Origin of the sequence: Paraburkholderia sp. UCT70, assembly GCF_050434085.1 — a bacterium.
In the GTDB taxonomy this organism is placed as follows: domain Bacteria; phylum Pseudomonadota; class Gammaproteobacteria; order Burkholderiales; family Burkholderiaceae; genus Paraburkholderia; species Paraburkholderia tuberum.
This window is the reverse complement of sequence record NZ_JBNPVZ010000002.1, coordinates 2,610,034-2,636,259: the sequence shown is the minus strand read 5'-3', so window position 1 is coordinate 2,636,259 and position 26,226 is coordinate 2,610,034. Positions and strand designations below refer to the sequence as shown.

The following is a 26,226-nucleotide window of genomic DNA, read 5'->3' as shown; positions in this document are numbered from 1 at the left end:
CAACAACGCAGGAGACACTTCATGTTCAAACCTCTACGTCACACCGGCATGGCCGCGCTCTGCGCCGCGTTGCTCGCGATCAGCTGCGGCGGCGCGTTCGCCGCGGAACTGAAAAGCGGGTTGAAGATCGCGTTCGTGCCGAAGCAGATCAACAACCCGTACGAAGTGATCGCCGACGACGGCGGCCTCGCCGCGATCAAGGAGTTCGGCGGCGTGGGCAAGGCCGTCGGGCCGTCGGATGCGGGCGCGTCGTCGCAGGTGTCGTACATCAACACGCTGATCACGCAGCACCAGGATGCGATCGTCATTGCCGCCAACGATGCGAACGCGGTCGTGCCGTATCTGAAGAAGGCGATGGGTCAGGGCATCAAGGTCGTCACGTTCGACTCCGATACCGCGCCCGAGGGCCGCCAGCTGTTCGTCAATCAGGCGAACGCCGAAGGCATCGGCCGCGGCCAGGTGCAACTGGTCGCGAAGCTGATGGGCGGCGAGGGCGAGTTCGCGATTCTGTCGGCGACGCCGAACGCGACGAACCAGAACACCTGGATCAAGTGGATGCAGGAGGAACTGAAGAAACCGGAGTACTCGAAGATCAAGCTCGTCAAGATCGCGTACGGCAACGACGACGATCAGAAGTCCTTCGTCGAAACGCAGGGCTTGCTGCAGGCGTATCCGAACCTGAAGGCGATCGTCGCGCCGACGACGGTCGGCATCGCGGCGGCGGCGCGCTATATCTCGTCGTCGTCGAGCAAGGGCAAGGTGGCGGTGACGGGCCTCGGCACGCCGAACCAGATGCGCGCGTTCGTGAAGAACGGCACCGTGACCGCGTTCCAGTTGTGGGACCCAAGCGAACTCGGCTATCTGGCCGCGTACGCGGCGGCGTCGCTCGCGTCGGGCAAGATCACGGGTAAGGAGGGCGAAACGTTCGACGCCGGCAAGCTCGGCAAGCGCACGATTGGCGCGCAAGGCGAAATCATTCTCGGGCCGCCGACCACGTTCGATGCGAGCAACATCGACAAGTACAACTTCTGAGTTTCGGCAACGCCGACTGTCCACCTGATCGCCGTTGACGGGTCGTGGGCAGTCAGCGCAGCGGATCTCGGGGCTTTCGCGTGCGGTTCCGCTCAGCGGCGGATCGCAAAACGCCGCGCATAAGCGGCGGATGGTGAGCCGCTTCCCCACACCGCGCCATCGATCAGTTCCCTTGTGACGTCCTCGCCGGGCACCGGCACGTTCACGCGCGCGGCGGCCTCGCGATACAACTGCGTCTGGTTGATGCGCGCGGCGACCGCGTCGTAGTCGTTGTGCGCATCGATGATCCCCCAGCGCTCGAACTGCGTGAGGAACCACGCACCTTCGAATGGATGCGGATAATTGACCGCGCCGTCGTCGAAGAAACGCATCGGCAGGCGGCGCGGGTTCGCCGTGTCGAGCTGGTCGCCGAGCCGCGCCGCGATCAGCGTCTCGTCGATACCGATGTAATCGGGCCGCGCGAGCCAGCGGGCGATCTCGTCGCGATGCCCGGCGCCGTCGAGCCAGCGGCACGCTTCGAGCACGGTCTGCACGAGCGCGCGCGTCGTGCGCGGATGCGCATCGACGAAATCGCGTCGGCAGGCGAGCACTTTCTCGGGATGCTCGGGCCACACCTCGCTCGAATAAGCGATCGTTTTGCCGACGCCGTGCGCCTCGGCCATTTCATTCCACGGCTCGCCGACGCACAGACCGTCGAGCCGGTCTTCGGCAAGCGCGGCGACCATTTGCGGCGGCGGAATCGCGACACTGTCGATGTCGCGCAACGGATCGACACCTTGCGCCGCGAGCCAGTAGTACAGCCACATCGCATGCGTGCCGGTCGGGAAGGTGTGCGCGAACACCGGCTTGCGGCCGAGCGTCGCGAGCGCCTCGCGCAATGTCCCATGCTTCGCGAGCGCATCGGCGAGCCGATTCGACAGCGTGATCGCCTGGCCGTTGCGGTTCAGCACCATCAGCACGGCCATGTCGGTGCGCGGGCCGCCGAGGCCGAGCTGCACGCCATACACGAGCCCGTAAAGCGCGTGTGCGGCGTCGAGATCGCCGGCTAGCAGCTTGTCGCGCACGGCGGCCCACGACGGCTGGCGGCACAATTCGAGCGTGAGCCCGTGCGCATGGCCGAACTCGAGCAGCTTCGCCGCGATCAGCGGCGCCGCGTCGGACAACGCGACGAAACCGAGCCGCAGATGGGTCTTTTCAGGCGGCTCGGCAAAGGCCGCCGCGGTGACGGAAGTGGCTGGATTCATGAGCGCATCATTTGAGCGAGCCGGCCGACGCGACGACCTCGCGCGCCACCTCGGCGAGTTTGACGCCCTGGTTCATCGCGCGTTTGCGCAGACTCGCGTAGGCGGCCGGTTCGGTGAGTTTCTGCTGATCCATGAGCAGGCGTTTCGCGCGATCGATCAGCTTGCGCTCGGCCAGTTCGTTTTCGGCCTGCGCGAGCCGCTCGCGCAATTGTGACTCCTGCGCGAAACGCGCGAGCGCGACTTCGAGAATCGGCGCGAGCCGCTCGGTCGCGAGGCCTTCGACCAGATACGCGGTGACGCCCGCGTTGACCGCTTGGCGGATCAGTTGCTGGTTCGCGTCGTGGCTGAACATCAGCACGGGGCGCGGCGCGGTCGCGTGCATCACGGCGAGCTGTTCGAGCGTATCGCGCGACGGCGACTCCGTATCGATGATGATGACGTCGGGCCGCTCGTCCTGAACCGCGCGATGCAGCGCTTGCGGCGTCGCGGTGCCGGAGAGCATTTCGCAGCCGAGACAGGCGAGCGCATCGCGCAGATCGCCGATGGGTTTGTCGGTGTCGGTGACAAGAAGAACACGCAGCATGGAGTCGGGGGAAGGGACATCTGACTATCAGTAAAGCAATGGGTATGCCAGTCTTCGCGCGACGGGCTTGGCGAGGTGCGTGAGAGTGTGCGCGCGCGAATGGCGCGGGCCGATTGGGTTTTTTGCGGGCGATGGCTGCGAATCGTCCGCGAAAGAGACGGTGCGGCCATGCCGGTCGCGCTGCACCGGCGCGGGGCATGCAGGACAGTGGACGCCCGATGCACCGAAGCGACGCATCGCGTTCGTCGCGGCCGCAGCCTTGGAGCCTTAAGCCAGCGCGAATAACTGCGCGGTGAAAACAGCAAGGTCACCGCCATCATCGCGGCGATGCAGCCGGCATGATCCACGCAGCGACGAATCGGCCGCTCCAGCCGCGCACGATGCCGGCCACGAGCGGCGCAACCGCCGCGACGATAAAGCCGATGCTCTGCGTGAACGCGACCAGCTGACCGGCCACGCGATGATCGGTCGAATGATCCATCGCGGTCACGAGCGTCAGCGAAAATATGCCGCCGAGCCCCGCGCCCGCGATACCGACCCACAGCAGCGGCGCGGCGTCGGGCAGTGCGATCAGGCCGAGCACGCCAGCCAGCGGCGCGGACAGCCCAAGCAGCGCTTGCGCGCGCACGTGCGCGGCGAGGAAAAGGCGCTGCGCGCGGGCGCCATCGATGAATCCGTGCGACTGGCCGGCCAGTTTCACGTACTGCTGACGGAGCTGGCGGGCGGCACCGAGTTGCTTGGACTGGTCGGGCAACTCGTCGCGAAGACCAAGCCGTACAAGGCGCTGTTCGATCCGTCGAAGGGTTCGAGCTGTTCCGCCGATGAGCACGCGCGGATCATCGACGCACTCGATGCCGGCGACCTGCAGGCCGCGTTGACGGCGACGCGCGAGCATCTGTCGGAGCTGGAGGAGCGGGTGGTCGAGCAGGTGCGCAAAAGCGCGGGTGGGGAGGATTTGGAGGCGGTGTTTGGAGTTTAGCGAGACGTGCTGCGACGTGCGTGGTCGCCGAAGCGGCGTGCCGCCAGATTCCAATCAAGACGCCGCGCGTGTTGCGGCGTACGACGTTCGCGCATGCGCTAGAGAGCATTCCGAATGTCAGGGAAGACGTCTACTATTTCACGCGCCAGGGCGGCGAGGCCCACGTAGCGCGTTCAAGCAGAACGCGGAGTCGGAAGGTATGGCGCGAGTCTGTCGGGCCTCGCGCTTTCGCGTGGGTTCGGGCGGGCTGCCCGCATCGCCTGCACAAACATCACAGGTACGCAGGGCGGCGCCGTGACCCCTGCTTACCTCCGCCGCGCCGCCTGCCGTGGCGCACCGCCGCCACTCGAACGCTCGTCCTTGTGGCGGAAATTGATCCGCCCCTTGGTCAGGTCGTACACCGACAATTCGAGCGTCACGCGATCGCCCGCGAGAATACGGATATGGTTCTTGCGCATGCGCCCGGACGCATAGGCGCCGACCACGACGCCGTTGTCGAGCGTCACGCGGTAGCGGCTATCCGGAAGCACTTCGTCGACGATACCGTCAAGTTCAATCAGTTCTTCTTTCGCCATGCATAACTCCTGGTCGATGGGATAAAGGGGAATTCGGCCGCGGGCATTGCGAGCGGCGCGACTGTGGATTCGTTTGAAAAGCAGCGGCGCCCGAAAGCACGCTGCGCGACATGAGTGACGCGCCGATGACGCCGCTCAAAGATCGGTGACCGATTGACCGCTCACATGGCCGTCGATCAGCCGTTCCGCATGCGCCATGCACGCGATGCGCGCCTTGCCCATGCCGTCGAACGGAAACAGGTACTGCAGGCGAAATACCCGGCCGTCGGCCGCCGCATTGGCGCCGACGCGGCAGATGCGCACCGAAGCGTCGTAACCGGCGCCCGGATTGCGGGTCGCTTGCGCGCCCGCGGGGCGGCGCGGATAAACGAGCGGGTGAATTTCGTAACCCTTGTAGGTCCTGACTGCTGGATTCATGAGAAACATGTCCTGTATTGCGTGGTCCACGCGCCGCGTGCGGGGCGCTGCTTCCGGCAACGCTCCTTTGACGCGTCACGGCGCGGACCGGCGGCGGAGCACCGATGGGCGCGCCGCGATAAAAATGGTTGGCACAGGCCTGCTAGACCCGGCGGGCTCAATGACAATGGCCCGAGCGGTCGCGCGAAAACGCGGATTCGACCGAAAAAACGCTGAGGCGGCGCGTTAATTCGGGCGCCGGACGCATGATGCTGAACCGCTCGGTGTACTTCTCGCGACGGCGAATGCGGGCGGCGCATTGCCGGAGTGACGGGATCGCAGATAAAGGGCGGTCGAACAGTCGGGGGTGGTGCGGAGATGCCGGGTTGAGACTGCCTGGTGCTGCCAGTGCTATATGGGTGCGAGGTACAACAATTGCAACATGATGCCTGAAATAGGGCTGATTGGATAGTGCCAACTTCGGCGCACGACCGGAACGCCCGACTGGCGGGGCTTCGCGGGTGGTTGGCGAAGTCGTGTCGGATGCGGGACCGGTGACGGACGCGCGAATTGCGAGTGGCGCGCGCGAGGCTCGCTATCCGAACGCGCGCGTCAGCGCGACGTCTCGGCGACGCGCTTCTGCAATTCGCGCGCGGCCACCAGCGGCAGGCGCGCATCGTCCCAGCCGGCCAGCCATTCGACTTCCTTCGCTGTGAAGACCTGACCATAGTTGCGCAGCGCGTACTGCAGCGAATCGATGATGTGGTTGCCAATGATCTCCGGCGTGCGCTTGTCGTCGAGCACGGCGCGAAGCGCTTCGAGTGTGGCCATCGGTTGGCTCCGTTCGGTTGGGTGTCGGCGGATCAGTGTTTATCGCACGAAAAAAATGCGCTCGCGAGGTAGACAAAATTGCCGTCCGGCGTCAAGTCGCGGCGCCAGCGCGAGGCCGCTACAATGGCGACTTCCTGAATTGCGGACCGCGCGGGCGCGCCGGCGTCCACTGCGGGCATCTGGCTTCGTCGTCATCCGCTTTCGCGCGCCGCCTCCTTCAAACTCGCGTTTTTTCCATGCGCAACCCGAACGTGTCTCCTGTCAAAGACCTGCTGCTGAAGCGCTACGCGCCGATCGCCGACGGCATCGCCGCGCTGCTCTATCCGTGCGCCGAGGTGGTGATTCACGATTTGAGCGATCAGACCATCGCGTATCTGGTGAACAATCTGTCGCGGCTCGAGGTGGGCGCGCCGTCGGTGCTCGACGACGCGCACTTCGCGGCGCGCGGCCAGACCATCGGCCCCTACGAGAAGCTGAACTGGGACGGCCGCCGCATGCGCTGCGTGAGCAACATCCTGTTCGACGACGACGGCAAGCCCGCCGGCATCCTGTGCGTGAACTTCAACATCGCGGTGTTCGAGGATGTGCGCTCGACACTCGATCTGTTCATCAAGGGCGGCGCGATGACGGACGCGCCTGCCGACGATCTGTTCCGCGACGACTGGCAGGACCGCATCAACACGTATCTGCACACGTGGCTGCGTGACCGGCAGATCGGCATCAATGCGCTGACGCGCGAGCACAAGCGTGAAATCGTCGAGGCGCTGCACGCGCAGGGCGCGTTTCGCGGCCGCAGCTCGGCGAATTACGTGGCCGCGGTGCTGACGATGGGCCGCGCGACCGTCTACAAGATCCTGAAGCAGTTGAAAGAGGGCGGCTGAGCTCAGGCGCGCCGTGCTTGAAAATGCATCGATGACGCCCAAAATAAGGACACACGCCATGCGCTACCGACACTACAAAGGCGCCATTTACGAACTGGTCTGCGAGGCCACGCTCGAATCGGATCCGACGGTCACGATGATCGTCTACAAGGCGGCCAATGGTACGATCTGGACCCGTCCAGCGACGGTGTTTTTCGAGCTGGTAGAGCAGGAAGGCGTCAAGGTGCCGCGTTTTGCGCCGCTCGATGAGTTCAACAACGAGGCAGATGCGTTCCCCGCGGACTCACCCATGCTGCCGTAATCACAGGAACAGGAAAACCGAATGCGTCTTTTGCTTGCCATCATTCTGCCGTGGCTGCAGTTTTTCACGATCGGCCGTCCGTTTGCGGGCATCATCTGCCTGATTCTGCAAATCACGCTGATCGGCTGGGTGCCGGCGGCCATCTGGTCGGTGTATTCGCTGAGCCAGTACAACACGGACAAGAAAATCGCCCGCGCGATGGGCAACGGGCGGTAAGACACAGCGCGTGAAAGCGTCGGCGAGCGGGGCGCCAGGCCCGCACGCTCCCGCTCACCGTGCCGGTATCGCGACCGCATCCGGCACTTCGATCACCACGTCGGTTTCCGCGACCGCCACGCACGGCAGGATATAACCGTCCGCCTTTTCCTCGCGGCTCACGCCGGGCCATTCAATCGAGTAGCGCACACGCCCAGACGTCATCCGGCACAAGCATGTTCGGCACGTGCCGTTGCGGCACGAACGCGGCAAACGCAGATTGGCGAAAGCGGCGGCTTCGAGAATCGTCAGCGAATCGGGCGCTTCGAAGCTCTGGCCGAGCGGTTCGACGCGAACCACAGGCGGGCGGGTAGGAGCGGACATCGTGCAGGTCAATGACTAGGTGCGCGACACTTTACACGGGATCGGACACCGCTTTATGCCGCGCCGCAACATCGGCGCGTGAGTCGCGCCTTCAAGAAAAATCGGGGAAATCTTGCACCTGGCCCGAACTCGTCTAAAGTGAATCAATTCACCTCCGCGTGGCGCGAACTGACGATGCCGCGTCGAGGCGACGGCCCGCGTCGGCTGCATGGGACAAGGAGGAACGAGCGGCGGACGCGATAGCAAGCAATCAGCGCGTGCATTACCCGAGCGCATCGTGCGCGCACTCTTCCAGGTGACTCCCATGCAGATCCAATTCCCGAACGAAGCCCCTGAATATTCAGGTCGCGAACTTACTTTGGCGTTTCCGGCAATGGTCGATGGGCAGAGGGTGGAGTGCATGATCACCGCGGAAGCGCTCGAAGATCACTTCGGCGCCGCGTCCCCCCGGCTGGAGGACATGATCGTCGCGTTCGACGCGCACCGGCCGCGCATCGAGGCCGCCACGCGCCGGCTGTTGTCGGAAACGCGCGCGCAGTGTCTCGTGCTCAGAAGCGGTTACGTGCGGTTTTACGAGGCGAACTGGCGTAACTGACCGATCTGAAATTATCGGCTGGCTACCGGTACCGAAGCTTCGGCAAGCGCGACTGCTGCCGAAGCGCGAAGTTCGGATTCACCCGTGCCGCTGCCGCTGGCTGGCCTGCGCGCAAGCCGCGACCGCGTGCAATGCATCGGCGGCACGCAGCTAACTCCATTAATTTCAAATGATCCGCCGCAGCGCCCGATCCTTGAACACCACATGGTGCGCGATCGCCGCGAGCGCGTGCAGTCCGATCACCCAATAGAACACGTTGCCGAGCCACTCGTGCGCGTCCTTCAACAGCGGCCGCGCGATCGAATCCGCACGCACCAGCGTGAAGCTGATGTCCGTCCATGCGAGCGACACCGGCCGCCCGCCCGCATTGACCATCAGCATGCCGAGCAGCGGCTGCGCGAAGATGAACACATAGAGCGCGAGGTGCGCGGAGCGCCCGAGAAAAGCGAGCAGCCGATTGCTGTCGAGCTCCTCCGGCGCGCCGGCCCACAGTCTCCACAGCAGCCGCAACACGGCCAGCCCGAGCACCAGCGTGCCGGCCCAAAAATGCACGCCGGTCCAGAACGCGCGGCTGTCGGAGCCGCGCGGGCCGCGGATTTCGATGGCCAGATAGGCCAGCGCGACCAGCAGAAAAATCATCCAGTGAAAGAAAATCGCGGGTTTCGTGTAGCGGTCCGTCGTGCGGTTATATGAGGACATCGAGGCTCCTGGGGTGGCGACCCGAGCCGCTGCGACCCGGTCGATCGTCATTCGAAACATCGGATGATAAACGGTCCCCGAACCCGACGACACATTCGACCCCCCGGCCGCGCGACCTCCTCATTCGCTGCCGAGATAGAAATACCGGAACAGGAAAATCGCCGCGATGATCCACACGACCAGCTTCACCTGGCGCGCCTGGCCCGTCAGCAGCTTGAGTCCCGCGTACGAAATGAAGCCGAACGCGACGCCGTTCGCAATCGAGTAGGTGAACGGCATCAGCAGCGCGGTCAGCGCGGCCGGCACGACTTCGGTCGCGTCGTCCCACGGCAGGTCGACCAGTTCGCGCAGCATCAGGCACGACACGTACAGCAGCGCGGGCGCGGTCGCATACGGCGGCACCACTTCGGCGAGCGGCGCGAAAAACAGCGCCGCGACGAACAGCACGGCGACCGTGATCGCGGTCATGCCGGTACGGCCGCCGGCCTGCACGCCCGACGCGCTTTCGATATACGCCGTCGTCGACGAAGTACCGAGTATCGAACCGGCGAGAATCGCGGTGCTGTCCGCGAGCAGCGCGCGGTTCAGCCGATGCATCTTGCCTTCCACCAGCAGCCCCGCGCGGTTCGCGACGCCCATCAGCGTGCCGGTCGCATCGAACAGCTCGACGAGGAAGAACACCAGCACCACGTTCAGCACGCCGCTCGACAGCGCGCTGCGGATATCGAGCTGGAACAGCGTCGGCGCGATCGACGGCGGCGCGGACACGATGCCGTGAAACTGATTGCCGCCAAAGAAAAAGCTCAGGATCGTCACGCCGACGATACCGATCAGGATCGCCCCGCGCACGCGCATATGATCCAGCGTGACGATGCCGAAGAAGCCGACCGCCGCGAGCACGACGTGCGGGTCATTCAGATTGCCGAGCGTGACGAGCGTGGCCGGATTGCCGACCACCACGCCGGCCGACTTCAGCGAAATGATCGCGAGAAAGAGACCGATGCCGCCGGTGATCGCGATGCGGATCGAATGCGGGATGCCCTTGACGATCACCTCGCGCACGCGGAACAGCGTGACGATCAGGAACAGGCACCCGGAGATGAATACCGCGCCGAGCGCGGCCTGCCACGTGTAGCCCATGCCCTTGACGACCGTGTATGCGAAGTACGCGTTCAGGCCCATGCCGGGCGCGAGCGCGATCGGGTAGTTCGCGTACAGACCCATGATCAGCGACGCGAGCGCGGCCACGAGGCAGGTCGCGACGAACACCGCGCTCTTCGGCATGCCGGCGTCGCCGAGAATCGCCGGGTTCACGAAGATGATGTAGGCCATCGTCAGGAAAGTGGTCACACCGGCTAGCACTTCGGTGCGCAGGTTGGTGTCGACGGCGTCGAAGCCGAAGTAGCGTTTGATCGAGTCCATGTGGCGGGTTTTCCCTCTTTCGTCGTTCAGTGTTTTTGTCATCGAGGCGGTGACAGCGCGGCGCGGCAAGGCGGGCCGCGCGGCGGCGTTACGGCGGAATTGTAATCACGAATGGCAGCGCCCCGGCGCCTGCGGCGGCGCCAGCAGGCCGCCCGGGCCCGTCAGGCGGGCGGTTTGCCGTGCGACTGTGGCGCCTGCGCATCACCGCGAGGCGCCTGACGCGCGAGCCAGCGATCGAGTTCGCCAGCAAACGCCTTGCCATCGCGCGCGCTGAAGGCGGCCGGCCCGCCCGTGTCGACGCCGCTCGAGCGCAACTGGTCGAGCATCGAGCGCATGCGCAGCCGTTCTTCGATCGTGCCGGGCGTGTACCAGTTGCCGCGCGGATCGAGCGCGTGGGCATTTTTTGCCAGCACGGCGGCGGCGAGCGGGATGTCGGCGGTGATCACGAGGTCGCCCGCGACGACGCGCTCGACGATCAACTGATCGGCGGCGTCGAAGCCGGCCGGCACCTGGATCGCGCGAATCAGCGGCGACGGCGGCACGCGCAGGAACGCATTGGCGACCAGCGTCAGCGGCATGCCGGTCCGGCGCGCCGCGCGATAAAGCATGTCCTTGACGACGGCCGGGCAGGCGTCGGCATCGACCCATGGTGCGGGTTCCGGCTGTGTGCGGCTGGTTTGCTGCGTGGGGGATGGAGGGACCGGATGATACCTTGCCGCGACGCAAGCCGTGCCATGCCGCCCGCGGCGGGCGGCATTCAGGCTGCGACCATGCAAGCCGCGACCGCTTTACTGCACGGCCGTCGGGGCGTTGCCTTGCTGCTGCTCGCGGTGTTGCGCGACGATGCGGCCCGCGCGCTGCGCGTTCTCCGGATAGTTGATCCAGTCGAACGGGTCGTAGCCGGCGGCGAGCCATTCCGCGAGGTCAGCGCGGACCTGGGCGCGCGTTTTCGGCGCCGACGGGTCGGCGGGCTGCGTCACCGCTTGCGCGTAGACGGTGCTGATACCCACGGCGGCCAACAGCGCGCCGAGTCCAATGCGGGAAGACAGTCTCATGGCGGGCTCCTGCGGAGCGGAAAAACAGCCGGACCTGGTGATTTTTCGGTGCGCCGGGTAAGTCGGTACAAGCAACGCACCATTTCTGCCGGCAAATCGAACCCGCCGCGAGCCTCGTTCGCCACGTCAGCGCAAGCAACGCGCAAGCGGGCGGGTATGCCGAAACGTCGACGCCAATCCGCGCCGAATGGATGTCCTGACAAATATCGTCCTATCACGCCGATGGCTTGTTGAAGCGTTCCAGCACCGCACTCACGAGGTCGATCGGCAGCGGAAACACGATCGTCGAGTTCTTGTCGGCGGCGATCGTCACCAGCGTCTGCAGATAGCGCAACTGCATCGCCTGCGGTTGCCGCGCGAGCGTCTGGGCCGCCTCCAGCAACTGCTTCGATGCCTGCAACTCGCCTTCCGCGTGAATCACCTTCGCGCGCCGTTCGCGCTCGGCTTCGGCCTGACGCGCAATCGCGCGGATCATCGTTTCATTGATATCGACGTGTTTGATCTCGACGATCGATACCTTGATGCCCCACGCGTCGGTTTGCGAGTCGAGCACTTTCTGGATGTCGGTGTTCAGCTGCTCGCGCTCCGACAGCAGTTGGTCGAGGTCGTGCTTGCCGAGCACCGCGCGCAGCGTCGTCTGCGCCAGCTGGCTGGTCGCCTCGAAGTAACGCGCAACCTGGATCACCGCCTTCTCCGGATCGACGACGCGGAAATACACGACCGCGTTGACCTTGACTGACACGTTGTCGCGCGTGATCACGTCTTGCGTCGGCACGTCGAACACGACGGTGCGCAAATCCATGCGCACCACCTGCTGCACGATCGGAATGATCAATACGAGCCCGGGCCCCTTGACCTTCCAGAAGCGGCCGAGCATGAACACGACGCCGCGTTCGTACTCGCGAAAAATCCGCACCGACGACGCAATCAGCGCGATCACGAGCAGGATCAGGATGCTGCCGAAGCCGAATGTGAAGCCGATCATGAACGTTCTCCTTGTAAGGCGTCGACCGACGTTACGGGCACCACGGTCAGTGTGAGGCCGTTGCGCGCCGTCACGCGCACGCTCTGACCCGGCGCGGCCGGCGTGGTGCTCGAGACGCGCCAGCGCTCGCCGTGCACGCGCGCCCAGCCGGCCAGCGGGCCGCCCGCCGCGTGTTCGGGTTCGGGCAGCAAGCCGCCGTCCAGCACCACGCCGACGCAGCCGATCAGCGCCTCCGAGCCCGTCACGACCGGCCGCCGCCGCGCGCGCAGCGCGAGCTGTGACACGCCGAGCACGAACGCGACGCTGAATACGACGACCGCGGCGATCAGCGGCAGCGGGATGCCGTAGCCGGGCACGTCGGTATCCATCAGCATCATTGCGCCGACCACGAACGCGACCACGCCGCCGAAACCGAGCGAGCCGAAGGTCGGCAGGAACGCTTCGCCGATCAGGAAGGCGATGCCGAGAAAGATCAGCCCGAGGCCGACGTAGCTGATGGGCAGCATCTGCATCGCGAACAGGCCGAGCAGCAGGCTGATCGCGCCGACTACGCCGGGCAGCACGAAGCCCGGATTGGCGAATTCGAAGAACAGGCCATACATGCCGAGCATCAGCAGAATCAGCGCGACGCTCGGATCGGTGATCACGGCGAGAAAGCGGCTGCGCCAGTCGGGTTCGAGTGTGATCAGCGGCGCATGCGCGGTGTGCAGCGTGACGCTGCCCGCGCTCGTGACGTACGTGCGGCCGTCCAGCTGGCGCAGCAGGTCCGGCACGTCGCGCGCGACGATATCGACGACGCGCTGCGCGAGCGCTTCCTCATCGGACAGGCTCACCGCTTCGCGGACCGCGCGCTCGGCCCAGTCGGCGTTGCGGCCGCGCATCTGCGCGAGGCCGCGGATGTAGGCGGCGGCATCGTGGACCTGCTTGCGCAGTTCGGTCGATTGGGTGTCGAGCGGCAGTGCGCTGGCGGCTTCGGATGATGCGCCGGCTGACGCAGGCGCAGGCGCGGAGGCGCCGCCAGGCAGCGTGCGCATGTCCGGCAGTCCCGGCGTACCTGGGGTGGCTGGCGTTACCGGCGGGCCGCCGGCGGGCGGCTCGTTGCCGCCGATGCCCATCTGGATCGGCGTCGCGGCGCCGAGGTTGGTGCCCGGCGCCATCGCCGCGATGTGGCTCGCGTAGACGATGTAGGTGCCGGCGCTGGCCGCGCGCGCGCCGCTCGGCGCGATGAAGGTCGCGACCGGCACCGGCGAGGCGAGGATTGCCTTGATGATCTGCCGCATCGACGTATCGAGGCCGCCGGGCGTATCGAGTTGCAGGACCGCGAGCTGTGCGCGCTCGCTGGCAGCGCGCTGCAAACCACGCACGATGAAATCGGCGGTGGCCGGTCCGATCGCGCCATTCACCGGAATCACGACGACGCTGTTGGCGGTCGCGGCGGCGACGTTCGCCGCGCTCGCCGCATTGGCCGCATTGGCCGCTTGCAGCGGCGCCAGCGCTTCGCGCGTCGCGAAGCCGAACGCGCATAGCACGCCGAGCACGGCGATGCCGCGCATCAAACGGCCCACGATGCCGCCGCGGATAAGCGGCCTGCGCGGACCGGACTGCCGGAGCGGGAGACGCGGAGTCGTGTTCATCGCTGACGGCCGTCGCGCCAGCCGGTGCGAACCGGCGGCGCGGGCCCATACCCTCGATCAAGGCTGGCCTGTTGCCGCTTAAAGCTTAGTCCGATTCGGCGCGTCGCGTGAGATCGAGCCCCGCGGTCCGGGCCGGCCGATAGTCGGTCGGGCGCATGCCGGTCCATTTGCGGAACGCGCGATGAAACGCGCTCGGCTCCGCGAAGCCGACGGCGTTGGCGATATCGGCGATGGTGCGCTGCGTGCGCTGCAGTTCGGCGATCGCGATGTCGCGCCGCAGCGCGTCCTTGATCGACTGATACGTGTGGCCCTCCTGCTTCAGGTGCCGCCGCATCGTCGCCTCGGCGACGTGCAGGCGCGCGGCCATCTGATCGGCCGCGGGCCAGCCCGACATCGGCAGCGCGCGCAGCGTCTTGCGCACGCGCGCGGCGAGCGAACCCGGATTGCGGTACTTGACGATGAAGCTGCCCGGCGCATCGCGCAGAAACGGCCGCGCCGAGCGCGAAGTCTGGATCACCGGCAGTTCCAGAAACGCAGGGTCGAGATCGACGGACGACTCGGGCTCGTCGAAATACATGTCTTCGCAGAACATCAGCCGGTATTCGTGCGCGGCCGGCGGCGCGGCGCAGCGAAAGCGCGCTTCGAGCAACGGAATGCGCCGGCCGACGAGCCAGCACACGAGCCCGTACACGACGATGAAATACGTCGCGTAAGCGAACATCGCCGGCTTGCGCGTGCCCGCGCGCTCGACGAACTTCAGGCGCACGCGCTGCGCGTCGGTGTCGATCGTCGCGCCGAGATCGTCGAGCACGAGCCGCATGAAGCCGACCGCGCGCGCAAGCGCCTGCGCGCCGTTGCGCGCGCCCAGCGCCATCTGCGTCATCGCGATGAAGCTGCCGCTTTTCATCGGATGCGAGTCCTGGCCGAAGAATTCGTCGTCGAGCGCGCGTGCGATGCCGGCCCACAGCGCGCCGTATTGCGCCGACGATACGCGGCTTTTCGGCGACGCGAGCATCGCCGCGGCAATGCCGGCCGCTTCGGCGAGCGCTCGCGCGTCGAGGCCGCGCGCCGTCGCGAGCGCGAGCGTTTCCTCGACGAGACTGACGGAGATCGTGCCTTTGTCGCTTTTCATCTGGATTCGGTTTTTCTGGCAAAAGCGCTCAGCATGGGCTGGGTCGCGGTTCATGAAGCCCCTGAAATGGCGAGGCTCCATGCACGTGCATGGTAGCAGTATGGCAAAAGCGCTCAGCAAGAATGAGCGGAGCGAGCATCGAACGGCGCGGGCCGCTTGCCTACACTTGCCGCATCACCGCGATCGCCAGCACGGTCGTCAGCACCAACGAGGACGCAGTCATGGACAGCTTCTACACCGACGAACAACGGATGATCCGCGACGCCGCGCGCGACTTCGCGACCGAATGTCTCGCGCCGCACGCGGCGCAATGGGATCGCGACGCGCAACTGCCGGCCGAGGTCGTCGCGCAACTGGGCGAACTCGGCTTTCTGGGCATGATGGTGCCGGCCGAGTGGGGCGGCTCCTACACCGATTACGTCGCCTATGCGCTCGCGCTGGAAGAGATCGCGGCCGGTTGCGCCGCCTGCGCGACGCTGATGAGCGTGCACAACTCGGTCGGCTGCGCGCCGATCCTGAACTTCGGCAGCGCCGCGCAGAAGGACCGCTTATCTGCGCGAGCTCGCCATCGGCCGGACGATCGGCGCGTTCTGCCTGACCGAGCCGCAGGCGGGCTCCGAGGCGAACAATCTGCGCACCCGCGCGGAGCGGCGCGACGGGCAGTGGATTCTGAACGGCAGCAAGCAGTTCGTGACCAACGGCGCGCGCGCCGGTCTCGCGATCGTGTTCGCGGTCACCGATCCCGAGCGCGGTAAGCGCGGCCTGTCCGCCTTCATCGTGCCGACCTCGACGCCGGGTTTCGACGTCGGCCGGCCGGAGCACAAGCTCGGCATTCGCGCGTCCGACACCTGTCCGATCTCGCTCGATCAGTGCGCGGTGCCCGAGGCCAATCTGCTCGGTGAGCCGGGCGAGGGTCTGCGCATCGCGCTGTCGAATCTCGAAGGCGGACGCATCGGCATCGCCGCGCAGGCAGTCGGCATTGCGCGCGCCGCGTTCGACGCCGCGCGCCGCTACGCGAACGAGCGCGAACAGTTCGGCAAGCCGCTGAAAGACCACCAGACGATCGCGAACATGCTTGCCGACATGGCGACGCGCCTGAATGCCGCGCGCCTGCTCGTGCATCACGCGGCACGGCTGCGCTCGGCGGGGCGGCCGTGTCTGTCGGAGGCGTCGCAGGCGAAGCTTTTTGCGTCGGAGCTTGCGGAGGAGATCTGTTCGAACGCGATCCAGATTCATGGCGGCTACGGCTATCTGGAGGACTATGCGGTCGAGCGCCACTATCGGGATGCACGGATCACGCAGATTTACGAAGGGACGAGCGAAGTGCAGCGGATGGTGATCGCGCGCCATGTTTGAGGGCGGCGTTTGAGCGCACAATAGCCTGGCCGTGGATGCTCGCCTGGATCACCGCGGCGAAAATAACCGAGCGCGCCCCGCGCCACTTGCAACTACGTTGCATCGGACCAGAGTAAGCGCTAAAGCGCTAACTCTGGTCGACAGGAGACGACGATGACAGCAGCGAAAGCCTTTCTCGAAGCGCGCGATCTGCTAGTGCGCCATCGCACCGACTACGAGCGCGCATACCGCGAATTCGCGTGGCCCGCGCTCGGCGAGTTCAACTGGGCGCTCGACTACTTCGACGCGATCGCGCATGACAACGACAACCCCGCGCTGTGGATCGTCGACGATCCTTCCAGCGACGGCCTGCGTCTGTCGTACGCGCAGATGTCGGAGCGCTCGTCGCGGATGGCGAACTTTCTGCGCGGCGCGGGCGTCGGCCGCGGCGACCGTGTGCTGCTGATGCTGCCGAACCGCGTCGAGCTATGGGACGTAATGCTCGCCGCGATGAAGCTCGGCGCGATCGTGCTGCCCGCCACCACGCAACTATCCGCCGACGACGTGCGCGACCGCGTGCAGATCGGCGGCGCGAAGTTCGTCGTGGTCGACGGCGCGGAGCTGGGCAAATTCGATGCGCTCGACATGCCGCTCACCCGCTTGTCGGTCGGTGCGCCGCGCGACGGCTGGATCGATGTTGCCGCCGCGTACGAGGCTTCGCCGCATTTCACGCCGGACGGCCTCACCCACGCCAGCGATCCGCTGTTGCTGTACTTCACGTCCGGCACCACCTCGAAGCCGAAGCTGGTCGAGCATACGCACCAGAGCTATCCGGTCGGGCATCTGTCGACGATGTACTGGATCGGCCTGCAACCCGGCGACATCCATTGGAACATCAGCTCGCCGGGCTGGGCCAAGCACGCGTGGAGCTGCTTCTTCGCGCCGTGGAACGCGCAGGCCTGCGTGTTCGTGTTCAACGTCCCGCGCTTCGTGCCGAAAGACACACTCGCCGCGCTCGTGCGCTTCAACGTCACCACGCTGTGCGCGCCGCCGACCGTCTGGCGCATGCTCGTGCAGGAGCCGCTCGGCGACTATCCGGTGAAGCTGCGCGAAATCGTCGGCGCCGGCGAGCCGCTGAATCCGGAGGTCATCGAGCGCGTCAAGCACGCGTGGGGCATTACGATTCGCGATGGCTACGGCCAGACCGAAACGACCTGCCAGATCGGCAATTCGCCGGGCCAGCCGGTCGTGGCCGGCTCGATGGGGCGTCCGCTGCCGGGCTACCGGGTCGAGCTGCTCGACGCCGACGACCAACCGGTCGGCGAAGGCGAAATCGCGCTGCCGCTCGCCGAACGGCCGCTCGGCCTGATGACGGGTTATGCGAACAACGCCAACGCGACCGCGCAGTCGATGCGCAACGGCCTCTATCGCACGTCGGATGTTGCGCTGCGTCGCGACGACGGCTACTACGTGTACGTCGGCCGCTCGGACGACGTGTTCAAGTCGTCCGACTATCGCCTGAGTCCGTTCGAACTCGAAAGCGTGCTGATCGAACACGAGGCGATCGGCGAGGCTGCCGTCGTGCCGAGCGCGGACGCGTTGCGTCTGTCGGTGCCGAAGGCGTTCGTCACCGTGCGTCACGGCTACGAAGCCGGTCCCGAACTCGCGCGCGCGGTGTTCGCGTTCTCGCGCGAAAAACTCGCGCCGTACAAGCGGATTCGCCGTCTGCAATTCAGCGAACTGCCCAAGACGATCTCCGGCAAGATCCGCCGCGTCGAATTGCGGCGCCGCGAAATGGAGCGCGCAGCCGAGCCCGCGCGTCTGCCGGACGAGTATTGGGAAGAGGATTTTCCCGACTTGCGGTGACTGTCTTTATTCCTCGCCATTGCTGGTTTGCCGCCCCGGTTTGAATCGCACGCGTTGAATTAGCTTCGGATTCGACGCGTCGGGGCACTGTTTTCTAAATCACAGGAGTTTCAGGATGAGCACCCTTGCTTCGAACGAGACCGGCCGCGACGTTGCCGGCGCCGTGGCCACCGTCAAACTGCTGATCAACGGCGAGTTCGTCGAGTCGAAGACGACCGAGTGGCGCGACATCGTGAACCCGGCCACGCAGGCGGTCCTCGCCCGCGTGCCGTTCGCGACCGTCGCGGAAGTCGACGCAGCGGTGCGCAGCGCGCACGCCGCTTTCAAAACGTGGAAGGACACGCCGATCGGCGCGCGCATGCGCATCATGCTGAAGTACCAGGCGCTGATTCGCGAGCATATGCCGCGCATCGCGAAGACGCTGTCGGCCGAGCAAGGCAAGACGATTCCCGATGCCGAGGGCGACCTCTTCCGCGGTCTGGAAGTCGTCGAGCACGCGTGTTCGATCGGCACGTTGCAGCAGGGGGAGTTCGCCGAGAACGTCGCGGGTGGTGTGGACACCTACACGCTGCGCCAGCCGCTCGGCGTATGCGTCGGCATCACGCCGTTCAATTTCCCCGCGATGATCCCGCTGTGGATGTTCCCGATGGCGCTCGTGTGCGGCAATACCTTCGTGCTGAAACCATCCGAGCAGGACCCGCTGTCGACGATGCAGCTCGTCGAGCTTGCGCTCGAAGCCGGCGTGCCGAAGGGAGTGCTGAACGTCGTGCACGGCGGCAAGGAGGTCGTCGATGCGCTGTGCACGCATGAACTGGTGAAGGCGATTTCGTTCGTCGGCTCGACGGCGGTCGGCACGCACGTGTATCGCCTCGGCAGCGAACACGGCAAGCGAGTGCAGTCGATGATGGGCGCGAAGAACCATGCGGTCGTGCTGCCCGACGCGAATCGCGAACAGACCCTCAACGCGCTCGCCGGCGCCGCGTTCGGCGCCGCTGGGCAACGCTGCATGGCGAGTTCGGTGGCGGTGCTGGTCGGTGCCGCGCGCGAGTGGCTGCCCGAACTCGTCGCGAAGGCGAAGACGCTGAAGATCAACGCGGGTCACGAGCCGGGCACCGATGTCGGGCCGGTCGTGTCGCGCGCCGCGAAGCAGCGCATTCTCGGTCTGATCGACGCTGGCGTGAAAGAGGGCGCGACGCTCGTGCTCGACGGCCGCGATGTGAACGTGCACGGCTACGAGCAGGGCAACTTCATCGGCCCGACGGTGTTCACCGACGTGACGGCCGAGATGGAAATCTACCGCACCGAAATCTTCGGGCCGGTGCTCGTGGTGCTGAACGTCGCGACGCTCGACGATGCTATCGCGCTCGTCAACGCCAACCCGTTCGGCAACGGCGTCGGCCTCTTCACGCAAAGCGGCGCGGCGGCGCGCAAGTTCCAGAGCGAGATCGATATCGGCCAGGTCGGCATCAACATTCCTATCCCGGTGCCGGTGCCGTTTTTCAGCTTCACCGGTTCGCGCGGCTCGAAGCTTGGCGATCTCGGTCCCTACGGCAAGCAGGTCGTGCAGTTCTACACGCAGACCAAGACGGTCACCGCGCGCTGGTTCGACGACGACACCGTCAACGATGGCGTCAACACGACGATCCGCCTGCGTTGAAGGCACACACGGAGACGACATCATGAAGATCGGCTTTATCGGACTCGGCAATATGGGCGCGCCGATGGCGCTGAACCTGCTGAAGGCGGGCCACGCGCTCAACGTGTTCGACCTCAGCGCGGAAGCTGTGCGCACGCTCGTCGACGCGGGCGCGCAGCCGGCCCGCTCACCGCAAGCCGCCGCGAGCGACGTCGAATGCGTGATCACGATGCTGCCCGCCGCGGCTCACGTGCGCAGCGTGCTCGTCGCGGACGATGGCATCCTCGCCGGCATCGCGCCGGGCGTGCCGATCATCGATTCGAGCACGATCGATCCCGCCAGCGTGAAAGCGTTTGCCGAACTCGCCGCGGCTCATGGCAACAGCTTCGTCGATGCACCGGTCTCGGGCGGCACGGGCGGCGCGGCGGCGGGCACGCTGACCTTCATGGTCGGCGGCAGTGCGAGCGCGTACGAGCAGGTCAAGCCCGTGCTGTCGGCGATGGGAAAAAACATCGTGCATTGCGGCGACGCCGGCACGGGCCAGGTCGCGAAGATCTGCAACAACCTCGTGCTCGGCATCTCGATGGCGGGCGTCGCCGAGGCGATGTCGCTCGGCGAGGCGCTCGGTATCGACACGCAGGTGCTCGGTAGCATCATCAATACGTCGACTGGGCGCTGCTGGAGTTCGGACACGTATAACCCGATGCCGGGCGTGATCGAGACCGCGCCGTCGTCGCGCGGCTATACCGGCGGCTTCGGCACCGACCTGATGCTGAAAGACCTCGGCCTCGCCACCGATGCCGCGCGTGGCGTGCGTCAACCGGTCTATCTCGGCGCGCTCGCGCAGCAGCTTTATCAAACGATGAGTGCGAACGGCGCGGGGCGCCTGGACTTTTCGGCGGTGATCAAGCTGTATCGCTCGCGTGAGCGCGGCGGTACCGACCAGGGAGGCACGCAATGATCGACCTCGATTACGCACATGACGGCGCCGTTGCTTTGATCACGTTGAAACGGCCGCCCGCGAACGCTTTCACGCCCGACGGTCTGCTGCAATTGCAACGCACCGTCGAGCAGTTGAACGCCGATGCGCGCGTGCGCGCGCTCGTGATCACCGGCGACGGTCCGAAGTTTTTCAGCGCGGGCGCCGATCTGAACACGTTCGCCGACGACAATCGCGAAGTCGCGCGCACCGCGGCCGCGCGTTTCGGCGCGGCCTTCGAGTCGCTGCAGAACGCGCGGCCCGTCGTCATCGCGGCGCTCAACGGCTTTGCGATGGGCGGCGGTCTCGAATGCGCGCTCGCCTGCGATATCCGCATCGCCGAGCAGCATGCGGTGCTGGCGCTCCCCGAGACGGCGGTCGGTCTGCTGCCATGCGGCTGCGGCACGCAGACGCTGCCGTGGCTCGTCGGCGAAGGCTGGGCCAAGCGGATGATTCTGACCGGCGAGCGCGTTGATGCGGCGACCGCGCTCAGCATCGGTCTCGTCGAAGAAGTGGTGGAGCGCGGCGCCGCGCGTGAAGCCGCACTGAACATGGCGCAGCGCGTCACCGGTTTGAGCCCGGAGGCGGTCAGCTTCAGCAAGGAGCTGATCCATCAGGCGCGGCATGGCGTGCCGCGCGCCGCCGCGCTCGCGCTAGAACGCGAGCGCTTCGTCGATCTGTTCGATGGCGCCGATCAGCGCGAGGGCGTCAACGCGTTCCTCGAAAAACGCGCGCCGCGCTGGCAGACGAGCCGTGCATCGCGGGAGACGCAGCGATGAGCGCTTTGCACGGCTTTGCGGTCGAAATGCGCGCCACGACGAACACGCAAGCCGAACCCGACGTGCTGTTTCGCGTCGTCAACCGCGTGGCGATCATCACGCTGAACCGGCCTGCCGCGCTCAACGCGCTGTCGCACGCGATGATGCGCGAACTCGCGGTGCTGGTCGAGCATTGCCGCACCGATGCCGGGATCGTCGCGCTGGTGCTGAAGGGCGCTGGCGACAAGGGCTTTTGCGCGGGCGGCGACGTGCGCGAGGTACATCGGCTCGCGACGCAGGGCGACCCACGCTGGCTCGCGTTCTTCGTCGACGAGTACCGGCTCGATTACGCGTTGCATACGTTTCCTAAGCCGGTGGTCGCGCTGCTCGACGGCATCGCGATGGGCGGCGGCATGGGCCTCGGCCAGGCGGCGCGGCTGCGCATCGTGACCGAACGCAGCCGCATCGCGATGCCGGAGACGCGCATCGGCTTCGTGCCCGACGTCGGCGCGAGCCACTTTCTGAGCGTGATGCCGGCCGAGCTTGCGCTGTATGTCGGGCTGACCGGCGCGACGCTAGCGGGCGCCGATGCGATGCGCCTGCAACTGGCCGACCTGTGCGTGCCGGCCGACTGGCTCGCGAGCTTCGAGGAACGTTTGCAGCGCATGTCGCACGACGGCGAGCGCATCGACGCGCTGCGCGCCGTGTTCGAGCCGCCGTGCAATATCGTGCCGCACGCGCCGCTCGGCGCGCTGACGCAACTGATCCTGCGCCACTTCGACCGGCGTTCGGGCGTCGAGCGCATCGTCGCGACACTGCGCCAGGATCTCGAACGCGAACCGCCGCGCGAGGTGCGGCAATGGCTGCAAGCGACCTACGACGCACTGACCGCCCATTCGCCGACGATGCTGCACGTGACGCGCGAAGCGCTGCTGCGCGGCCGGCAGATGACGCTTGCCGAATGTTTCCGGATGGAGCTCGGCATCGTGAAGCGCTCGATCGAGGAAGGCGATTTCCGCGAGGGCGTGCGCGCGCAACTGATCGACAAGGACCGTCGGCCGCGCTGGTCACCGGCGACGCTCGCCGATGTGCAACCCGAGCGCGTGCGGCATTTCCTGAGTTCGCCGTGGCACGGCGACGCGCATCCGCTGGCGGCGCTGGGCGTGGAGCATGGCGACTGACTTGCGCGGCGTATCGCATGCCGCGCGGGGCGCGCGGCCCGGCGCACCCGCGCCCGCCCTTAGGTCTGCTTGGCATGTCCCGCCCATCAGCCGCCGGTGCCAATTGTGGTCTGGCGTACACAGACTACGCGCGCCAATTGACATCTTTCCGGGCGCGATCTTAGATAGATAGTTCAGCTCCGTCCCGACCGGCAAAGCCTGCTCGCAGCCCTCATCACGGCGCTCGTCCGACCTACGGTGCGTTTATACGTCACCGCTTCCCGCATTCCCGTGCTCTTGATCGATCAGGAGGCAATGCGTATGGAAAAGCCGTCAGATGAGAATCGCCGCTCCAAACCCTTCGGCGACAAACCCGCTTCCCACGTCGAGCAGGGCCCTCATGCAAAAAAGCTCGTCCTCACCGCGCTAGGCGGCATTGCGGTTCTGGTGGGCAGCGGTATCTACTGGGTGGTGACCTTTTCGCATCGCGTGCCGGATGCGGATTGCTTTCCTCCCGGCATCGAGTGCGTTAAAAAGATCGCCGCGGTGATGAAGGAAGTCAGCGACGCGGATCGCGCAACCAGCATGGGCGAGAGCTGGCTGCTTGCGTTGCTGGTCACAGCCTTCACGTTCCTCGTGTTTTATGTCCACATTTGCCGTGGAGAAGAAGAACGGGCGCGGACCATCGCGGAACGCGAGTTCGAGGAGAAGAAGCGTTTCGCGGAAGAGGAAGGTGAGGCCGCTCCCGACGTCGACTCACGCTCGAAGGGTGTAGTCGGCATCCTGCGAACCTGGTTCGCGTCGCGCTGGTGCATTCCGGTGTTCTGCTACGTCCCGGCGGTATTGCTGTTCGGCGGAGAGTCTTCGCGTGATTTACGACGCCTATCGCGACCCGAACCACGACCAGTCCCGCGCAGAGGAGAGGAAGCGCTTGCAGCCGGGCGCGGTGCACCAGGTTCACGGCGGCGCGGCGAACGTTCAGGAGTCGGAAAAAGGCATTTTTTCGATCTATCGCTTCTTCGATATCGACAAGCAATGGTGGGCGCGCGAGTCCTGGGACGGCTATCGCAGCAGCCCCGCGGCGACGCTCTATCGGACCTTGAAGGAAGGCGCGCGCACGAAGATGACGCTGGTGACGCCCCTCGAATATCCCGAGTTCGACGACGGCTCGATGCAGGACAAGGCACTCTTCTTCGGCAAGTTCATTGGACTCGTATGGCATTACGTCGTGCTGTGGCACGTACGGCGCGCGCTCGAGGCCGACTCGAAAGACGTCGTGTGCGAACACAAGATTCGCATTGCGCAGACTTCGCTGTGGCTGCATGTGGTCGACCGGACCGTCTATCAGATTCTCGGCGACGATCGCGGCAAGGACGTCAAGGTGCGCAACCTGACGCACGACATGGATGAGATCTCGGTATCGCTCGCCCGCTGGGCCAAGCGTGAAATTCAAACGCTGGCGGCGCGTGGCCCGACCGTCGAGGAGTACATCTGCACCTGCCTGACCGATGCCCATCAGGCCATACCCGCGGACGGCGCGGCCACCTTCGGACAGAACGAGGATCACGTACTCGAAAGACTCGGATTCAAGGAATGGGCGAACGAAGGAGACGCGCCATCGGGAATTCGCAAGCGAGTGTTGGCCGCGCGCTGCAAGGGATTGATCCGGGATGCCGTGGCGATCATCGCCACGTCCGAGCCGAGGCAGACGGCGACCATCGACGGCCAATACGATCCGTCGATCGAAGAGATAGCAGCGGAGGTCGAGTGATGACTACTTCCATCGATGCGATGCTGGCCGACCTGGAGATCATCAGCGACCTGGTGATGTCCCTCGTGGTGCCGACGAAAAACACGGACCGGTCGAATTTCACGACGCCGATCTCGCTGATGGTCAGACACCATCTGGTCGGCGGGCAGTCGCCGCTTGCCGGTCGCGACGTGCGCGGTCTCGTCGACCGGCTCAAGCACTGCGCCGGCGCGCTGTGCAAGGTCGGATCGGGCAAGAAGCTGCTCGCCGATTCGCAGTTGATGCGGGGCATTCCTGCGGCGCCATATCAGGCGAATCAGTTCTACGTCGAGTTGCTGACGGCGGTATCGCTCGGTCTTTACTTTCTCGGCGTGCCGATTGGCGAGCCGTGGGATCTGTGCAGACCTGGGCCGACGAGGAGGGGGGCGGGCTACCGAACGGCATCTGCGTGGCGAAGGCGATCGGCGATATCGTGCGCTCGTCGCGCAAGTGGCATCCGACGCTGCTGGTGGAAGCCGACGCGAACGAGCGCGCCAAACGCAGGGCGTCGATGGATCTGATCGTCCATTCGTTCCTGCCGATGATCCTGTTTCGCGATCTGATCCTGTGGGGCGGCGGACAGCCGGAACCGGAGAATTGCGGGTTGCCGGAACATCCGTCGATCCGCACTCAGACGGCGACCGGACCCACCGAAGGCGACGAGTCGGATGAACGGTCTTTGCTCGTGCCGTCGATCCATGCGTTGGGCCGCTGTTACGAAGTGTTGCAACTGCAACTTTACCTGAGGGCGGGTTATCCGATTTACTATGCCGTGCCAGAGGACATTCTGAAGACCGAAATTTTGCGGTCCTGCGCGGCGGGAAAATCCACCGAGGAGTGCTGGGAAGAAATGTGCACGTTCCTGCGTGACAAGATCTTCCGCGGCAAGCTGCCCGACGCCGGCAATCTGCAGAAGCAGTGCGTCTACGTGATCGACCGGACCAAGCCTCCCGCGTGCTTCATCAATCACGATGCGGGGCTGCTGACCTTCGAAGGCATCGATCTCGACGTAGGCAGCCGCGAACTGCCGCTACCGGCGAGTTACATGCTCGACGAACGCAGGGAGCGCTACCGCAAGAGAGTGCTTTCGTTCAAGCCGGCCGATGACGAAGCCGCGCTGCGAAACCTCTTGAATGGCGCAAAGAACAAGGAACTTTTCAAGCATATCTTTCATGGCGCGAAAGATGATCATCCTGATCCGGCTCACGGCAAGGATGCCGCCAACGACGCCGCGAAGGACACCGTCACGGTGAGGTGACGATGCGCGGCGCACTGGGTATCGGGAACGCCGCATGCTAGGAATTTTCAGGTTGCTCCGACGCGGATCGCATCTGGCGAAGCGATCCGCGCCATAACGAGGCGCGTCGCGCCGTACGTTGGCTGTTTCGTTGCAACACCAGCAGGCAACTCCACAGTCAAACCTAGCAGGAAGGCACCATGGACAGGAATCGTGCAGAAGGTACAGCGAAGGAGCTCAAGGGCTCGGTCAAGGAAGCGATTGGCAAGGTCACCGGCAATCGCGCGAAACAGGCCGAAGGAGCGGCCGAAAAAATAGCCGGCAGGATACAGGCGAGAATCGGCGAAGAAACCGAAGAGGTACGAGAGCGTGTTAAGAGTTAGCGAGCCGAAACTTCACGTACCCGCAGCTTCATTTATCCTGCCCCCCGGTTTCGGGCGCATCAAGTCAGGCACGCAAGCCGTGCAATGACGCACCGCGAGCGTAGCGCCTCGCACGACGCCGGTGCTCGCCGCGTCGCGCCCTCGCGGCGCGGCGTTCGAC

Annotated in this window: 30 protein-coding genes and 1 pseudogene; 16 read left to right on the top strand and 15 right to left on the bottom strand. The window is 65.5% G+C overall.

Going from position 1 to position 26,226, the window contains the following annotated elements:
• Positions 1-21: 21 nt before the first annotated feature.
• Complete coding sequence (gene rhaS, locus OKW41_RS14450) at positions 22-1,032, top strand: rhamnose ABC transporter substrate-binding protein (RefSeq protein ID WP_026226690.1); 1,011 nt, start codon at positions 22-24, stop codon at positions 1,030-1,032.
• Between the two features lie 92 nt (positions 1,033-1,124).
• On the opposite strand, the gene OKW41_RS14445 is transcribed toward rhaS, so the two are convergent.
• The 3 genes from OKW41_RS14445 to OKW41_RS14435 all read right to left on the bottom strand — a co-directional run bounded on the left by OKW41_RS14445 (position 1,125) and on the right by OKW41_RS14435 (position 3,559).
• Entirely contained in the window at positions 1,125-2,276 is a 1,152-nt protein-coding gene (locus OKW41_RS14445) for a CmpA/NrtA family ABC transporter substrate-binding protein (RefSeq protein ID WP_429572938.1), read from the bottom strand.
• Between the two features lie 7 nt (positions 2,277-2,283).
• Positions 2,284-2,859, bottom strand: a complete 576-nt coding sequence (locus OKW41_RS14440) for an ANTAR domain-containing response regulator (RefSeq protein WP_090806551.1) — start codon at positions 2,857-2,859, stop codon at positions 2,284-2,286.
• Between the two features lie 316 nt (positions 2,860-3,175).
• On the bottom strand, positions 3,176-3,559 hold the full coding sequence (locus OKW41_RS14435; RefSeq protein WP_429573446.1) for a hypothetical protein: 384 nt from the start codon (positions 3,557-3,559) through the stop codon (positions 3,176-3,178).
• Between OKW41_RS14435 and OKW41_RS14430 the strand changes: the two genes are divergently transcribed.
• Complete coding sequence (locus tag OKW41_RS14430; RefSeq protein ID WP_429573418.1) at positions 3,488-3,838, top strand: FCD domain-containing protein; 351 nt, start codon at positions 3,488-3,490, stop codon at positions 3,836-3,838. The two genes, OKW41_RS14435 and OKW41_RS14430, sit on opposite strands and share 72 nt — an antisense overlap.
• 305 nt (positions 3,839-4,143) lie before the next feature.
• On the opposite strand, the gene infA is transcribed toward OKW41_RS14430, so the two are convergent.
• The 3 genes from infA to OKW41_RS14415 all read right to left on the bottom strand — a co-directional run bounded on the left by infA (position 4,144) and on the right by OKW41_RS14415 (position 5,640).
• Complete coding sequence (gene infA, locus OKW41_RS14425; protein WP_429291335.1) at positions 4,144-4,413, bottom strand: translation initiation factor IF-1; 270 nt, start codon at positions 4,411-4,413, stop codon at positions 4,144-4,146.
• Positions 4,414-4,548: 135 nt separating this feature from the next.
• Positions 4,549-4,830 carry a hypothetical protein gene (locus tag OKW41_RS14420; protein ID WP_429443831.1) on the bottom strand — a complete coding sequence of 94 codons (282 nt, stop codon included), beginning with the start codon at positions 4,828-4,830 and terminating at the stop codon, positions 4,549-4,551.
• A gap of 591 nt (positions 4,831-5,421) precedes the next feature.
• Positions 5,422-5,640, bottom strand: coding sequence for a hypothetical protein (locus OKW41_RS14415; RefSeq protein WP_429572937.1), 219 nt, complete (start codon positions 5,638-5,640; stop codon positions 5,422-5,424).
• Positions 5,641-5,876: 236 nt separating this feature from the next.
• On the opposite strand from OKW41_RS14415, the gene OKW41_RS14410 reads away from it, so the two are divergent.
• From OKW41_RS14410 to OKW41_RS14400, 3 genes are read left to right on the top strand one after another with little or no spacing between them, the layout of a single operon-like run.
• Entirely contained in the window at positions 5,877-6,521 is a 645-nt protein-coding gene (locus OKW41_RS14410) for a helix-turn-helix transcriptional regulator (RefSeq protein WP_429443830.1), read from the top strand.
• 58 nt (positions 6,522-6,579) lie between these two features.
• Positions 6,580-6,822: a DUF1653 domain-containing protein gene (locus tag OKW41_RS14405; protein ID WP_429443829.1), complete on the top strand. Its 243-nt coding sequence runs from the start codon at positions 6,580-6,582 to the stop codon at positions 6,820-6,822.
• 21 nt (positions 6,823-6,843) lie between these two features.
• Positions 6,844-7,038 carry a YqaE/Pmp3 family membrane protein gene (locus tag OKW41_RS14400; protein ID WP_090806541.1) on the top strand — a complete coding sequence of 65 codons (195 nt, stop codon included), beginning with the start codon at positions 6,844-6,846 and terminating at the stop codon, positions 7,036-7,038.
• A 54-nt stretch (positions 7,039-7,092) separates the two neighbouring features.
• On the opposite strand, the gene OKW41_RS14395 is transcribed toward OKW41_RS14400, so the two are convergent.
• Positions 7,093-7,401: a 2Fe-2S iron-sulfur cluster-binding protein gene (locus OKW41_RS14395; protein ID WP_184062727.1), complete on the bottom strand. Its 309-nt coding sequence runs from the start codon at positions 7,399-7,401 to the stop codon at positions 7,093-7,095.
• Positions 7,402-7,705: 304 nt separating this feature from the next.
• Here OKW41_RS14395 and OKW41_RS14390 point away from each other — a divergent pair, with 304 nt between their 5' ends.
• Positions 7,706-7,996, top strand: coding sequence for a DUF1488 domain-containing protein (locus OKW41_RS14390; protein WP_026226687.1), 291 nt, complete (start codon positions 7,706-7,708; stop codon positions 7,994-7,996).
• Between the two features lie 165 nt (positions 7,997-8,161).
• Here OKW41_RS14390 and OKW41_RS14385 read toward each other — a convergent pair whose 3' ends face one another.
• The 7 genes from OKW41_RS14385 to OKW41_RS14355 form a co-directional block, all read right to left on the bottom strand.
• Positions 8,162-8,695: a cytochrome b gene (locus OKW41_RS14385; RefSeq protein ID WP_429572936.1), complete on the bottom strand. Its 534-nt coding sequence runs from the start codon at positions 8,693-8,695 to the stop codon at positions 8,162-8,164.
• 120 nt (positions 8,696-8,815) lie between these two features.
• Entirely contained in the window at positions 8,816-10,117 is a 1,302-nt protein-coding gene (locus OKW41_RS14380) for an NCS2 family permease (protein WP_429572935.1), read from the bottom strand.
• Positions 10,118-10,278: 161 nt separating this feature from the next.
• Positions 10,279-10,893 carry a YaiI/YqxD family protein gene (locus OKW41_RS14375; protein WP_429572934.1) on the bottom strand — a complete coding sequence of 205 codons (615 nt, stop codon included), beginning with the start codon at positions 10,891-10,893 and terminating at the stop codon, positions 10,279-10,281.
• A gap of 12 nt (positions 10,894-10,905) precedes the next feature.
• Positions 10,906-11,172 (bottom strand): DUF4148 domain-containing protein, encoded by a 267-nt coding sequence (locus OKW41_RS14370; protein ID WP_429443824.1) that lies wholly within the window; start codon positions 11,170-11,172, stop codon positions 10,906-10,908.
• A 214-nt stretch (positions 11,173-11,386) separates the two neighbouring features.
• A complete protein-coding gene (locus OKW41_RS14365) occupies positions 11,387-12,157 on the bottom strand; it encodes a slipin family protein (RefSeq protein ID WP_429572933.1) in 771 nt (256 codons plus the stop codon).
• Positions 12,154-13,791, bottom strand: coding sequence for an NfeD family protein (locus tag OKW41_RS14360; RefSeq protein WP_429572932.1), 1,638 nt, complete (start codon positions 13,789-13,791; stop codon positions 12,154-12,156). Before OKW41_RS14360 ends, OKW41_RS14365 begins: the two co-directional genes overlap by 4 nt.
• An 85-nt stretch (positions 13,792-13,876) precedes the next feature.
• Positions 13,877-14,923 carry an AraC family transcriptional regulator ligand-binding domain-containing protein gene (locus tag OKW41_RS14355; protein ID WP_429572931.1) on the bottom strand — a complete coding sequence of 349 codons (1,047 nt, stop codon included), beginning with the start codon at positions 14,921-14,923 and terminating at the stop codon, positions 13,877-13,879.
• A 221-nt stretch (positions 14,924-15,144) separates the two neighbouring features.
• Here OKW41_RS14355 and OKW41_RS14350 point away from each other — a divergent pair.
• From OKW41_RS14350 to OKW41_RS14325, 6 genes and pseudogenes are all read left to right on the top strand, one after another.
• Positions 15,145-16,279: pseudogene (locus tag OKW41_RS14350) on the top strand (acyl-CoA dehydrogenase family protein).
• A gap of 153 nt (positions 16,280-16,432) precedes the next feature.
• Entirely contained in the window at positions 16,433-18,124 is a 1,692-nt protein-coding gene (locus tag OKW41_RS14345) for an AMP-binding protein (RefSeq protein ID WP_429572930.1), read from the top strand.
• Between the two features lie 115 nt (positions 18,125-18,239).
• On the top strand, positions 18,240-19,781 hold the full coding sequence (locus tag OKW41_RS14340; protein WP_429443820.1) for a CoA-acylating methylmalonate-semialdehyde dehydrogenase: 1,542 nt from the start codon (positions 18,240-18,242) through the stop codon (positions 19,779-19,781).
• A 22-nt stretch (positions 19,782-19,803) separates the two neighbouring features.
• Positions 19,804-20,721: a 3-hydroxyisobutyrate dehydrogenase gene (mmsB, locus tag OKW41_RS14335; protein WP_429572929.1), complete on the top strand. Its 918-nt coding sequence runs from the start codon at positions 19,804-19,806 to the stop codon at positions 20,719-20,721.
• A complete protein-coding gene (locus OKW41_RS14330) occupies positions 20,718-21,518 on the top strand; it encodes an enoyl-CoA hydratase (protein WP_429572928.1) in 801 nt (266 codons plus the stop codon). Before mmsB ends, OKW41_RS14330 begins: the two co-directional genes overlap by 4 nt.
• Positions 21,515-22,678 carry an enoyl-CoA hydratase/isomerase family protein gene (locus OKW41_RS14325; RefSeq protein WP_429572927.1) on the top strand — a complete coding sequence of 388 codons (1,164 nt, stop codon included), beginning with the start codon at positions 21,515-21,517 and terminating at the stop codon, positions 22,676-22,678. Before OKW41_RS14330 ends, OKW41_RS14325 begins: the two co-directional genes overlap by 4 nt.
• Before the next feature lie 440 nt (positions 22,679-23,118).
• Here OKW41_RS14325 and OKW41_RS14320 read toward each other — a convergent pair whose 3' ends face one another.
• Complete coding sequence (locus OKW41_RS14320; protein ID WP_429572926.1) at positions 23,119-23,286, bottom strand: hypothetical protein; 168 nt, start codon at positions 23,284-23,286, stop codon at positions 23,119-23,121.
• Positions 23,287-23,525: 239 nt separating this feature from the next.
• Between OKW41_RS14320 and OKW41_RS14315 the strand changes: the two genes are divergently transcribed.
• The 4 genes from OKW41_RS14315 to OKW41_RS14300 all read left to right on the top strand — a co-directional run bounded on the left by OKW41_RS14315 (position 23,526) and on the right by OKW41_RS14300 (position 26,066).
• On the top strand, positions 23,526-24,428 hold the full coding sequence (locus OKW41_RS14315) for a hypothetical protein (protein WP_429572925.1): 903 nt from the start codon (positions 23,526-23,528) through the stop codon (positions 24,426-24,428).
• Entirely contained in the window at positions 24,428-24,967 is a 540-nt protein-coding gene (locus tag OKW41_RS14310) for a hypothetical protein (protein WP_429572924.1), read from the top strand. Before OKW41_RS14315 ends, OKW41_RS14310 begins: the two co-directional genes overlap by 1 nt.
• Positions 24,856-25,704, top strand: a complete 849-nt coding sequence (locus OKW41_RS14305) for a hypothetical protein (protein ID WP_429572923.1) — start codon at positions 24,856-24,858, stop codon at positions 25,702-25,704. Before OKW41_RS14310 ends, OKW41_RS14305 begins: the two co-directional genes overlap by 112 nt.
• A gap of 179 nt (positions 25,705-25,883) precedes the next feature.
• A complete protein-coding gene (locus OKW41_RS14300; RefSeq protein WP_429572922.1) occupies positions 25,884-26,066 on the top strand; it encodes a CsbD family protein in 183 nt (60 codons plus the stop codon).
• The last annotated feature ends 160 nt before the right edge of the window (positions 26,067-26,226 follow it).